Consider the following 15,353-nt stretch of genomic DNA (forward strand, 5'->3'; position numbering starts at 1 on the left):
TCATTCCCCAACGCTCCCACTCTAAAACTTATAATACACTCCCACTCTCACTCCGAAAGGGCTTCCAGGTGTATAAGTAAGGTCTGTAACAGGTTCTGCTTCTCCTCTCAATTGGGTTTCTGTAGCAAACTGGGCTTCATTCCATTTTACATTGAAAAGATTATTCACCTGAATATTGGCTCCCCATTTCTGACGGTTGTAGGAAAGTACAAGATCATTTACAAAATAAGATTTTGTTCTGATACTGTTGTCTTCTACAGCCGGTCTTGCTCCCAGATAACGGTATTGAATCCCTAATGAGAACCCATGAAGGAAATCCCAGTTTACAGATCCGGTACTGGTCACTACCGGTGCCAGCGGCACGTAATCCTGACCTTTTTCTTCTTCCGTAAATCTGGCGTGTGAATAGTTGATGTCTGCATTCAGATAAAAGTTTTCCAATGGCTGGAAACGGATTCCCAGATCAGCCCCGAAACGTCTTGATTTCCCGGAAGGCTCCACTACAGCGTCATCTCCTACATATACAAATTCCTGCTGCAGATCCATATACCATACAGTTGGGGTAATAATCAAAGATTTGAACGGGTGTAATCTCACTCCAAAATCGGCACCGATAGAATAAGGAAGGGTGTTTTCATTTTTATTAGTTACCACCACCCTCATATCATTGGAATGGAAGCCCATCCCTGTTTTCAGAAACCACATCACATGATCATTCTGGGCATAGGAGAAGTTCAGTTTAGGGCTCACTCTTGTCGCTTCTTTGGATTGTCCGGAAGGTAACTGCTCCGGATCCAGCAGATTATGCATATTGAAAATAAAATGATCTACTCTTACGGCAGGATTAATGGTCCATTTTCCTGTTTTCCAGACTAAACCTGAGTAAGCATGGAGATTGGTTTCCGTACCGTTTACATCAGACATTCTATTAAGCAGTAAGTCTCTGTGGTAAACGTGGTTAAGCTGTAATGTATTAATATCATCATTTCTTAAACCTATTCCTGAGATCCAGTTCAATGAGCTGTTGGGAAGAGCAAAACTCTTAGTGTATTTCACTTCTGCACCATAGATGTTTCTTTCATCTGTCTGCTGTATTTCATCTCCGTTATCTTTATCTTTTAAATAAAAGGTAAAATCAGAATACAGATTGAAATTATATTTTGAATAAAAAGCCATCGCATCAATCTGCTCAGAAGAAGAAATAATGTGCTTGAAATTCATCTGAAGATTGGTTCTTGACGTCTTTCCGCCTTCCGTAGGATCTATACTTCCCCATCTGCCAATGATACCTTCATCTACTGCACGTTCCGGAATCTGCCCGGAAGCATTCCATGAAGAGTTGAAGGTTGAGAACTGGATATTGAAGTAATCATTATCGGTAAGCCACTGATTATACTTTCCGAAAATATTCACCCTGTTGAAATTCTGCTTTACATCAAAAGGCCCGTCGGTATAATTGTATTCTGCCGCAACATAAGCATTTCTTCTGCCCAGATCATCGTGAAGGATATTGAACATTCCCAACACTCTTTTTGAGTTGAAAGAACCACCTTCCAGTTTGATCATGCTATTTTTCAACCCATTATAGGTTTGAAAATCGACATATCCTGCGGTATTGAAATCACCGCGGTCCATATAATAAGCCCCTTTTCCGAAGTCGATATTGTTTACGGTTTCGGGAATCACAAAGTGTAGGTCTGAATAGCCCTGCCCATGAGCATGAGAAACAATATTCACGGGCATTCCGTCTACATTTACACTTACATCAGTTCCGTGGTCGGCATCAAATCCTCTTAGAAAAAGCTGCTCAGCCTTTCCTCCTCCGGCATGCTGTGCAATAAATAAGCCCGGAACTTTTCTCAACAGATCCTGTGCTGAGTTTACCGGAAATTTATTCAGATCAACTTTAGTAATCGCTGATAAGAATGCACTGTGATTGATGGCTACTTCAGAAATCTGAAAAGGTTTATGCTGTAAGAAAATAACTTTGTTCTTATCTTCTTCATTGGTCACTACCCATTTTACCTCATCATATCCCTGGCGGCTGATCACCAGTGTATCGGGAAGAGATTTTACAGGAATGGCAAAATTACCGTCTGTTCCTGTGTGGGTATGGCTGTTTCCGTGGTCGTATTTTACCAGTACATCAGCAATAGGGAATTTATCATCAGCATCTTTGATCTGCAACTGCTTTTCTGCTTCCTGTGCCATCATTTTTCCGCTGAAAGCCATGACGAGAAATACAGCTGCTATTTTAGTTATTTTCATTTTTTGTTTTGTTAAATTAGAAATTAGAGGAGAGAGAAAAGATAATAGACGAAGAGATGAGAGACTGTGAATATTTTAATCTAAAATGTCAATTGTCAATTTTGCTTCGCAAGTGAATGGTGAATTGTCAGTCACCAATGAAAGGATAACAACCTTAAACTTTAAACCTTGAACATTCCTCCTCCCACTCTAAAACCCTCAAACTCTATAACTCTCCAACCTCAATCTACGCTTTCGCTTTAAGAAATATTTTTTGAATTAAAAGGGTAATCCATGTTCCGGCAACAAACGGGAAAGTAAATACTCCACCTACCGCATCCAGACAATGGTTATCGATCAGAAGATCATCGATTGCGATTGTTATAAGAACTGCAATAAGTACCCATAAACCATCTGTTTTTTTAACTCCTGAGAATACAATGGCCGAAAGCACAGCATTAAATCCGAAAAGTCCCATGTGAATTTCCTTTACAGGTTCTCCGTTCCATTGTGATAATCCGGCTCCAAGAATAGATGCCGCAAGTCCGTATAACGCTGCAACAGGTGAGCTGATAAAAACTGCAAGAAAGAAAATCATTCCTGAAAGTACCCCTCCTTGAAAGATCACTTCCCCAAAACCATTGGTACAGCTAAGCAAATCATCATATTTTGTAGGGATTACCTCTGCACTCAACATAGCAGACGGCGGAATATGGGTAAAATGATGCAGGGCAAATACCAGTATCCACGTAATCACGATGAAAGGAAAAGTAAATACCGGAATTTTCTTTTGAATAAAGAAATGCTGAATAATAGCAGCCAATGCGCCCCCTAAGATGATAAGCACCCAAATCAGGATGGTAGTATCGAATAAAAAGGCCAATGCTACTCCTACAAGTGCTGCACTGAAACCATATAACCCGGCATTGATTTGAGATTTGTCATATTTCAGCGTCATTGCGGTGAAGGTTCCTGCTGCCGTTGAGATCAATACAGCAACTCCACACTGCCAGCTTCCCATAAAGATTCCTATCAGAAACAGAAGGCCGGTCCATCTGTTTTCCTGAAGCATGATCTGCCCGATTCCTTTTAGAATGTTATCTAAAAAAGGCAGCTTTTTGAAAAATTCGTCCATAGTTTTTTTAATTGTATTATTGATTGTAGATATTGAAACAAAGACATGAAGATGGGAGATATTTTGGCCTTACAGGTCAATGGTCAATTTTGCTTCGCAAGTGAATGGTGAAGGTAGAATTCTTAATGATCAGTGAAAGAATGACTACCTTAAACTTCAAACTTTAAACATTCCCACTCCCAAACTCTCCAACCCTCAAACTCCGCAACCCGCTTACCACCCCAGAAAGACCATCCCGATTCCGCAGACTGTCACCACGGCACCACTTACCACTCCCATGTATCTTTCCAGTTTATCAGTATTGAATAATGTTGAGTAGCCATAGCGTCCCAAAAGAACCATTCCAAGCATCGTTAAAACAGTAGTGGCAGTGAATGAAGTCACCAGAACAGCAATCTCAGACATAGAATGTTTTACTCCTGAATAGAATAATAAAGGAATCAGAGGTTCACTTGGCCCCATCACAAAGATCATAAAAAGTACAAGCGGGGTCACTTTTATTCTTTTCTGAGGCATTACCATTTCGCTATGGTTATGTTCGTAAACATACACATCATCTCCCATGACATCGAAATGCTTATGAGGTTTGTTTCTGATTGCCTGGATCAGGCCATACACAAGGTAAACACCTCCAAAAATCAGCAATGCCCATCCTGAAAAATTTCCTCTGATGTCCTGAAACCAGGAAATTTTGTTCAGTTGCCATCCCAGGAATACTCCTATAAATCCTAAGATCAGGGAACTCAATACATGCCCCAATCCACAGACAACAGTAAGTACCGCTGTTTTCATTCCACTCCATTTCTTAGATTTTGAGATCACAATGAACGGCAGGTAATGATCCGGCCCTGAGGCTGTATGTATAAAACTTATTGATACGGCACTCAGAAGGAGTGCCCAAACTGTACTATCCATTTTCTATTTATCTATTGTTGTTCTATATTAAGTTTTGGCTAAAGCCAATGGAAGTCTATCTTTTAGTATTGCGGGCTAAAGCCCGCTTCTACTGAATCCCAGCCTTGTCAAGGTTTAAAACCTTGACAAGGCTGGGCTACTTCAATGACCAAAGGATTTCCTGAATATACAGGAAGAAGTTGTACATCATTTCTCCACCATGTCCCAATGCTCTTACTACAAATCCATTATCCTCCATCGCTGAAACTCCTACTTCCATTTCCTCGTGATGCTGTGCTGCTGCTTCAACAATCTCCTCGATCAATCCCAGTTTATCTACATTTTCTTTTGTGCTGTAGAAGATCAGGGTTCCCTGATGTGTATATTGTTCCAGATTACCAATACTGCTGATTGGGATCATATCCGGCTGAATCACCACATTATCTTTTACCACCAATTTATTGTTATGGTAAATCTCCATCAGATTCTGAAAACGTTTCAGCTTAAAAACCTCTCCATAATGTTTTCTTCCACAGGTGATGATCTCACTGATGATGATCTGGCTGTCTTTCCCGATATGAATATTAGCTTTACTCTTGAAATTGGAATCTTCATGTGGAACGATGGGATGCGGAACGTACGCAAAAGAGGTTTCATCTTCCATGGTCACATTAAGCTCCTGAAGCGCTTTGTCTTTCATATTGAAAAGCCTTTGGTACGACTGTGACTGCAACTGAAGGGAAGCTCCTTTTTCAAGGGCAACCTCCAGATGATAATGGTCTCCATCCAGAATTCCCGGAGAGGAGCTCATCACCATCTGATAAAGTTTCTTATCACTTTTTCTCTGCCCTACAGATACTACTCGGAAAGGCAATGAAACATAAAGATCCTTTACATATGATTCTCCTCCCTTGAATCCTGCAATTATATTTAAACGGCTATCCATCTATCTTACTAAGTTCGGTTCTTCAATTTCTTCTAAAAGAGCGTATTTTTTGATCCATCCGATCACTTTATCCAACCCTTCATCCGTTTTAAGATTGGTGAAAACAAAAGGATTTCCTTTTCTCATTCTTCTGGCATCATTTTCCATCACTTCAAGGCTCGCTCCTACATAAGGGGCAAGGTCAATTTTGTTGATGATCAATAAGTCTGATCTTGTAATACCAGGACCGCCTTTTCTAGGAATTTTTTCTCCTTCCGCAACGTCGATAATAAAGATCGTAACGTCTGCAAGGTCCGGACTGAAAGTCGCTGAAAGGTTATCCCCTCCACTTTCGATAAGGACCAGTTCAATTTCAGGGAACCGTGCTGCCAGTTCATCTACTGCTTCAAGGTTCATACTTGCATCTTCACGAATGGCCGTGTGAGGACAGCCTCCTGTTTCTACTCCGATAATTCTGTCATGAGGAAGCAAGCTGTTTTTAGCCATAAATTCAGCATCTTCTTTGGTATAAATATCATTGGTAATTACTCCAAGATCGTAAGTCCCGAATAATTTTCTGCTTAAACGTTCCAATAATGCAGTTTTTCCTGATCCTACAGGTCCTGCTACTCCAACTTTTATGTATTTTCTATTTTCCATTTTATTTTAAATTTTAATTGATGATATGTTGGCAAAACAGTGAAAAGGTTGATTTGCAAATTCACTGTATGCTTTTTTATTTTTTTAACGCTATTGGCGCCAAGATTTTTTATTGATTGTGAAGAGCTTTCGATCGCAAGGGCATTTTACTCAGCCAAGAAAAACTCACTCCATTTACCTATCAGCGTCCTTCACCTTCTTCACCTTCTTCACTTCCTTCACTTCCTTCGCCTTCTCCGCTTTCTTCACCTTTTTACCCTTTTACAATTTCGCCCTTTTGCCTTTCCGCCTTCTAAGACATATACAACCTCGAATACAACCTCTCATGCTGCATACACCTGATGTCAAATGCTGTATTACAAAGCCCCACCAGATCTCTGTCCAGTTCCATGGTTTCCCAGACTGTTTTTTCCATTACCGGATAGAGTGAGAATAAAATATCCTGCCCGTCAAGCTGTCCCAGAGGAACCAGTTTTACGGCATTGGTAATCATTCCGGCAACAGAAGTATAATAGAATCCCAGCAATGCTTCATATAAAGGAATTTTCATTAAATAAGCATATACCCCGAACACGATACAGTAATGAGAATTGGCTTCTTTGTTCCGAACAGCTTTTTCAAAGGCTTCCATCAACGGAAAGCTTTCTCTTCTTTTAAAAATTTTTATCAGTCTGAGCCCCAGTTTCTGACTGGCCTGTCTGATTTCTTTCGGACACTTTATCGCGTTACATTCATTATCAAGATCCAGAAGTGCCTGCAGATCTCCTTTTTCAGCTGCTTTATAAGCCAGTTTTGCAAAAGATCCGTCATTGAATTTAAGATTGTACTGAAGCATATTCTGCACAAATTCCTTCGCGGTTTCTACATTATGTACAATTCTTTCCTGTACATAGGTTTCAAGCCCGTTAGAATGGGTATAGCCACCGATAGGAAGTGTAGGATCTGCAAGATGAAGCAGTCCTGACAAAAAATTGATGTTCATATTATTCATCTTTTGGAGCGGCCATTTTTAAGATTTTTGTAAAAATTGTAGACCCCAGACTTCCATGTCCGTGAGGCTCTACATTCGATTTAAGGAGATTCAGCAGTTTTACGGATTGTTTCTCCGGTTTGAAACCGCTTGCTTCCAGCCATCTGAACATCGGCATTTCAAAAGGAATCAATACTTTATTCTCCTGAATGAAAAGCGGAATATGTTTGTTTCCGATTTCGTAACATACTGTTCCCATTTCCAACAGGGAGCCGGGAGCCATTACAATCGCATCTGTTTCTAAAATGTTGACTGCGATTACTTTTTCTGCATCCTCAAAAAGAATATCTCCTTCACGCAAACGTTGTCCTTCTCTCAGGAATTTGATCGCCAGATCTACTCCCTGTCTGGTTTTTTTGCGTTGGATTCTTTTGGTGGTCTCAAACCATTCCAGATCCAGATAATCTATGGTTTTTACCGTAGGATTTTCGGTGAGATTGCCTAAGGTCTGATTAATTATCATCTTTAGCGGATTTTTTTCTGAAGTCAAAGTTTTTAGAAATACCTACCCCGAACGTGGAGCCACTAAGCCCTGCTACATAGCTCTTCGTCCATCCTTCTTCTTTGGTTTTGGTCTGAAGCATTGAAAGTTCTGCAAATTTGAATTTCAAGGCCCAGCCTCCGCCTAATAATATCCCGATCAAAGGATAGGCACGAAGACGGAATCCGTTAAAATTCTGCATCGCATCAGCTGTTGCCGATTGCTGCTGTCCCCAAACATAGTGAGCATCTACCTGCCCTATCAATACAAAATATTTCCCAAGCATTACAGAAGGACTGTACCAGATTCCCGCTTCATTTTGTTTGTAGGCAACGTTATGGTTAACAGAATTTTGTGAGTATGCATAATTCACCCCAATCAGGTCATTATTATTGATGAAGTATCCTACTCCAAGTGGCGCACTTGAAACGGTACTGCTGCTGTTGGTAGGAGTTGTTACTTTTGAATAATCCAACGAGCCATACATCATGAATTGCCCTTTTGGCCCGTCTTCATCACTCTTTATTCTGTGACCTCCCAAAAACTGAGCACTTAGATTTCCTGAAAGGACAGACATCCCGGCCAGTGCAAGAGAAAAAACTGTTTTATTTAAATATTTCATTTTAAACTTAGTTCTTTAATTGTTTTAAAATATTGTCTGATGAATCTTTATTGTTGAATAAACCTAACAGGTTTTTGAAACCTGTTAGGTTTTATGAATAAGATTGATCTTAGAATAAATAATACAACTGCGTTAAAGGAAGTTTTTCTGCCGGTTCGCAAGTGATGTATTCACCATCTACCGTTACTTTATAGTTTTCAGGATTCACTTCGATCAAAGGAGTCTTATCGTTATGGATAAGGTCTTTTTTACCAATATTTCTACAGTTTTTCACCGGAAGGATCATTTTTTCTAATCCATAAGAAGCAATAGTTCCGTTATCGATAGAGATCTGAGAAACGAAGTTGGCACAAGTACCGAACTTAGCTTTTCCGTGAGCCCCAAACATATTTCTGTAGATAATTGGTTGAGGTGTTGGGATCGATGCATTCGGGTCTCCCATTTTAGCTGCGATGACGAATCCACCTTTTACGATCATTTCAGGTTTTACTCCGAATAATGCCGGTTTCCAGATCACCAAATCTGCTAATTTTCCTTCTTCAAGAGATCCTACGTATTCTGAAATACCGTGTGCAATAGCAGGGTTGATTGTATACTTAGCTACATATCTTTTAGCACGGTAGTTGTCGTTTCCGCTATCCTTATCTTCAGCCAGGTCGCCTCTCTGCTCCTTCATCTTGCTTGCCGTCTGCCAGGTTCTTGTGATGACTTCCCCTGGTCTACCCATTGCCTGAGAGTCTGAACTCATGATACTGAAAACTCCCATATCGTGAAGAATATCTTCTGCTGCAATTGTTTCAGGACGGATACGTGAGTCTGCAAATGCCACATCTTCAGGGATGTTTTTGCTCAAGTGGTGGCATACCATCAGCATATCTAAGTGCTCATCGATTGTATTGATCGTATAAGGACGTGTAGGGTTGGTAGAAGCCGGTAGTACGTTTGGATACATCGCTGCTTTGATGATGTCCGGAGCGTGACCTCCACCTGCACCTTCCGTGTGGAATGTGTGGATTACTCTTCCGTTGATCGCTCTCATGGTATCTTCCAGGAATCCTCCTTCATTCAATGTATCGGTGTGGATAGCTACCTGAACGTCATATTTATCTGCTACTTTTAAAGCGGCATCAATTGTTGCAGGTGTTGCTCCCCAGTCTTCGTGGATTTTTACCCCTAAAGCTCCAGCTTCTACCTGCTCTTCGATAGGCTCTTCTGCAGAACAGTTTCCTTTTCCGAAGAAACCAAGGTTCATTGGATATTCTTCTGCCGCTTCAAGCATTTTCTGCATGTTGAATCTACCCGGAGTTACCGTTGTAGCATTCGTTCCGTCGTTTGGACCTGTTCCCCCTCCGATCATGGTAGTGATACCGCTGTATAGAGAAGTTTCGATCTGTTGAGGGCAGATGTAGTGGATATGCGTATCAATACCTCCGGCAGTTACGATATATCCTTTTCCACCATGCACTTCGGTAGAAGCACCGATGATCATATTTGGAGATACTCCATCCATTGTATCAGGGTTACCTGCTTTACCGATTCCTACGATCTTACCGTCTTTAATTCCAATATCTCCTTTTACAATTCCCCAGTGGTCGATGATCACTGCTCCGGTGATACAAAGGTCAAGAACACCTTCGTCTCTTTTTGCAGTCACATTCTGTCCCATACCATCACGTACGGTTTTACCTCCTCCGAAAACAGCTTCGTCTCCGTAATGGGTGAAATCTTTTTCGATTTCAATAATGATTTCAGTGTCTCCCAGTCTGATTTTATCTCCAGCTGTAGGACCTAATATATTGGCGTATTGTTTTCTGTCTACGTTTAAGCTCATCTTACTGATTTTTAAAGTTTAACTCCTGAACTTTTGCTAGGCTTGCTTTTTTCTGATCTTCAGAATCTACCTGTCCATCAACAAGGTTATTGAAGCCCATCGCTTTTTTGGTTCCTCCTATTTCTACCAATTCCACTTCTTTTTCTTCTCCCGGTTCGAAACGAACTGCTGTACTTGCTACAATATTCAGTCTCTTTCCGAAAGCTTTTTCACGGTCAAAGCTCATCGCCTTGTTTACTTCGAAAAAGTGGAAGTGTGAACCTACCTGAATAGGACGGTCTCCTGTGTTGGTTACTTTTATTTTTACGGTTTCTCTGCCTTCGTTGCAGATGATTGTACCTTCTTTTACAAAAATTTCTCCTGGTATCATAATCAATAGGGATTAACGGATTGGGTTGTGTACGGTTACCAGCTTTGTTCCATCAGGGAATGTAGCTTCAATCTGAACATCGTGGATCATTTCTGCCACGCCCGGCATTACATCCTCTTTAGTCAAAAGATTAGCGCCTTCCTGCATCAGTTCAGCGACTTTTTTTCCATCTCTTGCTCCTTCAAGCAGGAAATGACTGATCAATGCTATAGATTCTGGGTAGTTTAGTTTAAGGCCTCTTGCCTTTCTTTTTAGAGCGAGCTCTCCTGCCAGAAATAGCATAAGCTTCTCCGTTTCTCTCGGTGTTAAGTGCATAGTATTTTTATTTAAAGTTTAGACAAACAGTATCTGGTCTGCCTTTCTGAAAAGGCAAATAGAAATGTTCAAAAAATGTAAATTGAGGAATGATGTCTATAGATCTGTATTGTACAATACAAACTGCAAAGGATCATCAAAGGTTTTAAAATAAGATTAGCAGCCCGCTATCTGCAGGGAATGATACAGGATGTATCTTGGTGCTGTAATGTAAATACGGTTTTGAACGGCCGCCACCGGAGTATTAAAGGTATACTTGGCAAAGAAATAGTTGAGCCACTGCTGTGCAAGTACAGAATAATCAAATTTTACTTTCTCCCAGTCGTTGGAATCCTGTACATCCTGAGCGTCTGAAAAGCTATACATTTCAGGCTGGGTCTGCTGATCCGATTTTTGCTGAAGGAGATGAATTTTTGAAAGGAGATCAGAGTATGGTTGAGTTTTCCCCTTATGTGCAAAAAGACCTGCACACAACGCTGAGAAAAATAATACAAAAGAGAAAAATAGGACTCTTTTCTTCATACCTGTTAATAATGGTGTAAAATTAGAACAATCTTAAAATCCCGGCTATCAAAAAATTTATTTAAAATGTTCAAAATCGCAACAAACTCAATTTTATATATTTTTAACATTTCGTATTAAATCCTTTATTTACAACACTTAATTACTATTTATGAACTATGACAAATATTTTATTGTCCTAATTCCAACAATTATGACAATCTGATATATCTTTTTATTCTATCTAAAGAATTGAAGAAATACATTAAATGTTTTCAATATTTAATCTTGAAAAAACGTTATGTAGTAATGATTATTCAGCAATAAAGTTTATTTCACAAAAACAGGTGGTATTTTTTTCTTTCCTTATAATTATCGTAAATTTGTATACAACATTCAATTTAATAAAATAATAAAAACGTAATATGTCAAAAGCAATTTCGCAAGTACCATTAGCGGTAAACGAGCCGGTAAATTCTTATGTACCGGGATCTCCGGAAGTTAAAAGCCTTATTGATACCTACAAAAAAATGTGGGCTGAAAAGGTAGAAATTCCAATGATCATCAACGGAAAGGAAGTAAAAACTGATACAAAAGTACAGCTTCAGTCTCCACAGGATCATGCTCACGACTTCGGATTCTACTACCAGGGTGGTATGCAGCATGTGGATGATGCGATCAATTCAGCATTGGCAGCTAAAGAAGCATGGAACGGGCTAGGTTGGGAGCAGCGTGCAGCTATTTTCTTAAAGGCAGCTGATCTATTGGCAGGTCCTTACAGAGATGTAATCAACGCAGCTACCATGATCGGACAGTCTAAAAATGTACACCAGGCTGAAATTGATTCTGCTTGTGAGTTCATCGACTTCTTAAGATTCAACGTAGAATTCATGACAGAAATGTATTCTGAGCAGCCGGTTTCTGACAACGGAATCTGGAACCGTGTAGAGTACAGACCACTTGAAGGATTCTGCTTTGCAGTAACTCCGTTCAACTTTACGGCTATCTCAGGAAACCTTCCTACTTGTATGGCAATGTTAGGAAACGTTGTGGTATGGAAGCCTTCTGACAAGCAGGTTTATTCTGCAAAAGTAATCATGGATGTATTAATTGAAGCGGGTCTTCCTGCAGGGGTTATCAACATGATCTTTACAGACGGTAAAGAAACTGCTGAGAAAGTATTGGCTCACAAAGATTTTGCTGGTCTTCACTTCACAGGGTCTACAAAAGTATTCCAGGGAATGTGGAAAATGATCGGTGACAACATCCACAACTACAGAACTTATCCAAGAATCGTTGGAGAAACTGGTGGTAAAGATTTCGTAATCGCTCACCCGTCTGCGAACGTAGAAGCAGTAGCTACCGCTTTAGTAAGAGGTGCTTTCGAATATCAGGGGCAGAAATGTTCTGCAGCTTCAAGAGCTTATGTTCCTAAGTCTCTTTGGGCTGATGTGAAAAAAGTAATGGAAGCTCAGATGTCGACTATTAAAATCGGTTCTCCTGAAGATCCATCTAACTTTGTAAACGCTGTAATCGACAGAAATTCTTTCGAAAAATGTAAAGGATATATCACCAGAGCTAATGAGTCTTCTGAAGCTACTGTAGCGATCGGTGGAACTTGTGATGATTCTAAAGGATGGTTTGTACACCCAACAGTAATTGAAACGACAAATCCTCAATACGAAAGTATGGTAGAAGAAATCTTCGGCCCAATCCTTTCTGTATTTGTATATGAAGATCAGGACTGGAAAGAGACTCTAAAATTAGTTGATTCTTCTTCTCCTTATTCATTAACAGGTTCTGTATTCTCTCAAGACCGTTACGCAATTGCTGAAGCTTACAAAGCTTTAGAAAATGCATCCGGTAACTTCTACATCAACGACAAACCAACAGGTGCGGTAGTAGGACAACAGCCTTTCGGTGGTGGTAGAGCTTCCGGAACTAACGACAAAGCAGGTTCTAAAATGAATCTTCTTAGATGGACATCTGTAAGAAGTGTGAAAGAAACATTTGTTTCTCCAAAAGACTACAAATATCCATACTTAGGATAATTATAAGTAATGAGTAACAGGCAATGAGTAATTTGTTGTCTGTTTTTTGAATACAGCCTCGGAATTTCGGTTTCGGGGCTTTTTTGTGGATGATGGTGAGAAGAGAGGGAAAGAGATAAGAGATGATAGATAATAGATGATGAGATAATAGACGCTCTAGACGGTAAAAGTAACTTAGTTTATGGGTTTCTATATTTGTTTCTTTCTAAGGATTTCAATGTTTAAGACTAAGATTAAATGCCTGATATTTCCGCAATACTCTAATACTCTAATACTCTAATACTCTAATACTCTAATACTCTAATACTCTAATACTCTAATACTCTAATACTCTAATACTCTACACCACCCCAATCTAACATCTTTTAACAAACTTTACCTATACTTTACAACTCCACTACCCCTGTTAGGAATAATAATTGTTTTTTCATCATTACACCCCAAAATAAAATAGTATGAAAAAGTTATTGCTAGCAGCCATCGGAATAGGAATATTTGCAGTGAGCTGTGGAACCAAAGAGTCATCTATGTCAACCAGTAATCGTGATTCGGTAATGGATCAGTCCAGAACAGCATCACCTGCCACAACAGATACGATGACTACAAAGAAAATGAATCCTGATACTACTAAGATGAAAAAGGATTCAATGGCAACTCCTCCTGCCAAATAATATGATATACGTCTAATTTAAAATAGAAGTCTGCAGATGAAAGTTCTGCAGATTTTTTGTTAAACCATCTTGAAACAGCCGGCAATTATTTTATTTTCTTAAAGGTCGTTCCCCCCTGCATATCCATAACGACTCCATTTACATTCCCTTTATCATCCAGGGTAAAATTAAAATCGAAATCAGGATTCATCTGCTGCGGAACTTCTTCTGTCAATTTTGAGGAAAAAAGATCGTATTGCTGATGAACCAGTATAAATTTAAAGGTAGGAAAATTCGCATAGAGGTTGTTTCCTTCTTTTGAAATGGTAAAAGTTCCATAGCCTTTATTGGAGTATTCACCACCATACGAATCAAGATCGTGGGTGGGCTTCTTTTTCTCATTAACCGCCGTACTGATATTTTTATCCGGCTTTACAATATCCGAAATCCCTTTTTCATATGCGTAAGGCTTATTACCATCCAAACCAAGCATCCGGATGGAAATCATATTCGCAATAGTATTGGAAATGTCTGAATTGTGCTGATTACTGAGCACTACAACACCGAATTGATCTGCAGGAAACAAAAAGACGTTCGAATTGAAACCGGATACTCCGCCAGCATGCCATACTTTATAATGGCCTTTGAAAATCTGGGTAAGCCAGCCATATCCATGACCAAATAAGTAACTTTTTTCATCCGGACTTGTCGGAGGAGCTCCATCAATCATGACTTTGGCACTCATTGCATTTTTCATGTAATCTTTTGAAACAAGTATCTGGTTTTCAAATTTCCCGTAATTCAGCCAGAGTCTGATCCAATTGGCCATCTCTGTAGCAGAACTGTTGACAGCAGCACCTGGTTTATCATTATCGGGTCTTTGAAATAATAATTTTTCAGTATGTTTCTGGTAAATACCATAAGGATAAGAAAAGTCCGGTTGTTTTACCATTTCATCAATCGAGGTAGTACTTGTGTTCATTTTCAGGGGAACAAATATTTTTTCCCTGATGAGACTATCCCAGCTTTTTCCAGTCACCTGTTCTGCAATTGTTCCCAGCATAAGATACCCAAAATTACTGTACTTCCAGCTGTTCTTAGGTTCTCCGTTTTCTTTGATAAAGGGAAGTCTTTGCATCAACTGTATACGTTTAGCCTCAGGAAAGAAAATGTAAGTCCCGTCTATGCTTCCCAATCCGCTTCTGTGTTCCAGTAAGTCTTCAATCGTGATCAGATTGTTCATCCTGTCTGTAGAAAAGGTGAGATATGGAATATATCGGGAAGGCTTATCCTGAACGGACAATTTCTTTTCCGTCTCCAACATGCCTATCAAAGCAGATGTAAATGATTTGGTATTGCTTCCGATGCTAAAAACAGTATTCGGAGTTACGGGTTGTTTAGCTTCAAGATCCCTGTATCCATAGCCTTTGGAATAAATTACTTTATCATTTTTAATGATTGCCACAGAGATCCCTACCGCCTGATAATCGGCCATGATCTTATTGATTTCGTCATCAATCCCTTTTAAATTTACCTTTGATTCCTGACTTGATGTAAAACTGTATAGTAACAGACTTAGCAGGTAAAGTATTTTTTTCATATTTTCTATTTTTAAGATAAACAGAGTGCTATTCCTTCAAT

Annotated in this window: 15 protein-coding genes; 2 read left to right on the plus strand and 13 right to left on the minus strand. The window is 39.6% G+C overall.

From position 1 onward, the window contains the following. Positions 1–21: 21 nt before the first annotated feature. The 12 genes from AC106K_RS09425 to AC106K_RS09480 form a co-directional block, all read right to left on the minus strand. Positions 22–2,268: a TonB-dependent receptor gene (locus AC106K_RS09425; protein ID WP_482444813.1), complete on the minus strand. Its 2,247-nt coding sequence runs from the start codon at positions 2,266–2,268 to the stop codon at positions 22–24. 226 nt (positions 2,269–2,494) lie between these two features. After that, positions 2,495–3,382: an urea transporter gene (locus tag AC106K_RS09430; protein WP_482444815.1), complete on the minus strand. Its 888-nt coding sequence runs from the start codon at positions 3,380–3,382 to the stop codon at positions 2,495–2,497. A 213-nt stretch (positions 3,383–3,595) separates the two neighbouring features. Then, positions 3,596–4,297 (minus strand): hypothetical protein, encoded by a 702-nt coding sequence (locus AC106K_RS09435; RefSeq protein WP_185290087.1) that lies wholly within the window; start codon positions 4,295–4,297, stop codon positions 3,596–3,598. A 136-nt stretch (positions 4,298–4,433) separates the two neighbouring features. Then, a complete protein-coding gene (locus tag AC106K_RS09440) occupies positions 4,434–5,222 on the minus strand; it encodes an urease accessory protein UreD (protein WP_482444817.1) in 789 nt (262 codons plus the stop codon). Beyond that, positions 5,223–5,861, minus strand: a complete 639-nt coding sequence (gene ureG / locus AC106K_RS09445) for an urease accessory protein UreG (RefSeq protein ID WP_047094673.1) — start codon at positions 5,859–5,861, stop codon at positions 5,223–5,225. A 292-nt stretch (positions 5,862–6,153) separates the two neighbouring features. Next, on the minus strand, positions 6,154–6,843 hold the full coding sequence (locus AC106K_RS09450; protein WP_482444819.1) for an urease accessory protein UreF: 690 nt from the start codon (positions 6,841–6,843) through the stop codon (positions 6,154–6,156). A 1-nt stretch (position 6,844) separates the two neighbouring features. Further along, positions 6,845–7,354, minus strand: a complete 510-nt coding sequence (gene ureE, locus AC106K_RS09455; RefSeq protein WP_482444821.1) for an urease accessory protein UreE — start codon at positions 7,352–7,354, stop codon at positions 6,845–6,847. Then, a complete protein-coding gene (locus tag AC106K_RS09460; RefSeq protein WP_482444823.1) occupies positions 7,344–7,994 on the minus strand; it encodes a hypothetical protein in 651 nt (216 codons plus the stop codon). The genes ureE and AC106K_RS09460 overlap by 11 nt, the downstream gene beginning before the upstream one ends. Before the next feature lie 109 nt (positions 7,995–8,103). Next, the gene (gene ureC / locus AC106K_RS09465) at positions 8,104–9,825 is read right to left on the minus strand and encodes an urease subunit alpha (RefSeq protein WP_185290084.1); all 1,722 of its coding nucleotides are present in this window, start codon (positions 9,823–9,825) and stop codon (positions 8,104–8,106) included. 1 nt (position 9,826) lies between these two features. Continuing rightward, positions 9,827–10,195 (minus strand): urease subunit beta, encoded by a 369-nt coding sequence (gene ureB / locus AC106K_RS09470; protein ID WP_027374325.1) that lies wholly within the window; start codon positions 10,193–10,195, stop codon positions 9,827–9,829. Positions 10,196–10,207: 12 nt separating this feature from the next. Further along, positions 10,208–10,510, minus strand: coding sequence for an urease subunit gamma (ureA, locus tag AC106K_RS09475; protein ID WP_002977652.1), 303 nt, complete (start codon positions 10,508–10,510; stop codon positions 10,208–10,210). A 156-nt stretch (positions 10,511–10,666) separates the two neighbouring features. After that, on the minus strand, positions 10,667–11,032 hold the full coding sequence (locus AC106K_RS09480; protein WP_482444824.1) for a hypothetical protein: 366 nt from the start codon (positions 11,030–11,032) through the stop codon (positions 10,667–10,669). Between the two features lie 404 nt (positions 11,033–11,436). Here AC106K_RS09480 and pruA point away from each other — a divergent pair, with 404 nt between their 5' ends. Together pruA and AC106K_RS09490 are read left to right on the plus strand one after the other, a co-directional pair. Further along, positions 11,437–13,062 (plus strand): L-glutamate gamma-semialdehyde dehydrogenase, encoded by a 1,626-nt coding sequence (pruA, locus tag AC106K_RS09485; RefSeq protein WP_482444826.1) that lies wholly within the window; start codon positions 11,437–11,439, stop codon positions 13,060–13,062. 455 nt (positions 13,063–13,517) lie between these two features. Beyond that, on the plus strand, positions 13,518–13,733 hold the full coding sequence (locus AC106K_RS09490; protein ID WP_482444828.1) for a cytochrome C551: 216 nt from the start codon (positions 13,518–13,520) through the stop codon (positions 13,731–13,733). Positions 13,734–13,818: 85 nt separating this feature from the next. Here AC106K_RS09490 and AC106K_RS09495 read toward each other — a convergent pair whose 3' ends face one another. Next, positions 13,819–15,312, minus strand: a complete 1,494-nt coding sequence (locus AC106K_RS09495; protein WP_482444830.1) for a serine hydrolase — start codon at positions 15,310–15,312, stop codon at positions 13,819–13,821. Between the last annotated feature and the right edge of the window lie 41 nt (positions 15,313–15,353).

The sequence above is a fragment of the Chryseobacterium sp. FR048 genome (assembly GCF_056844665.1).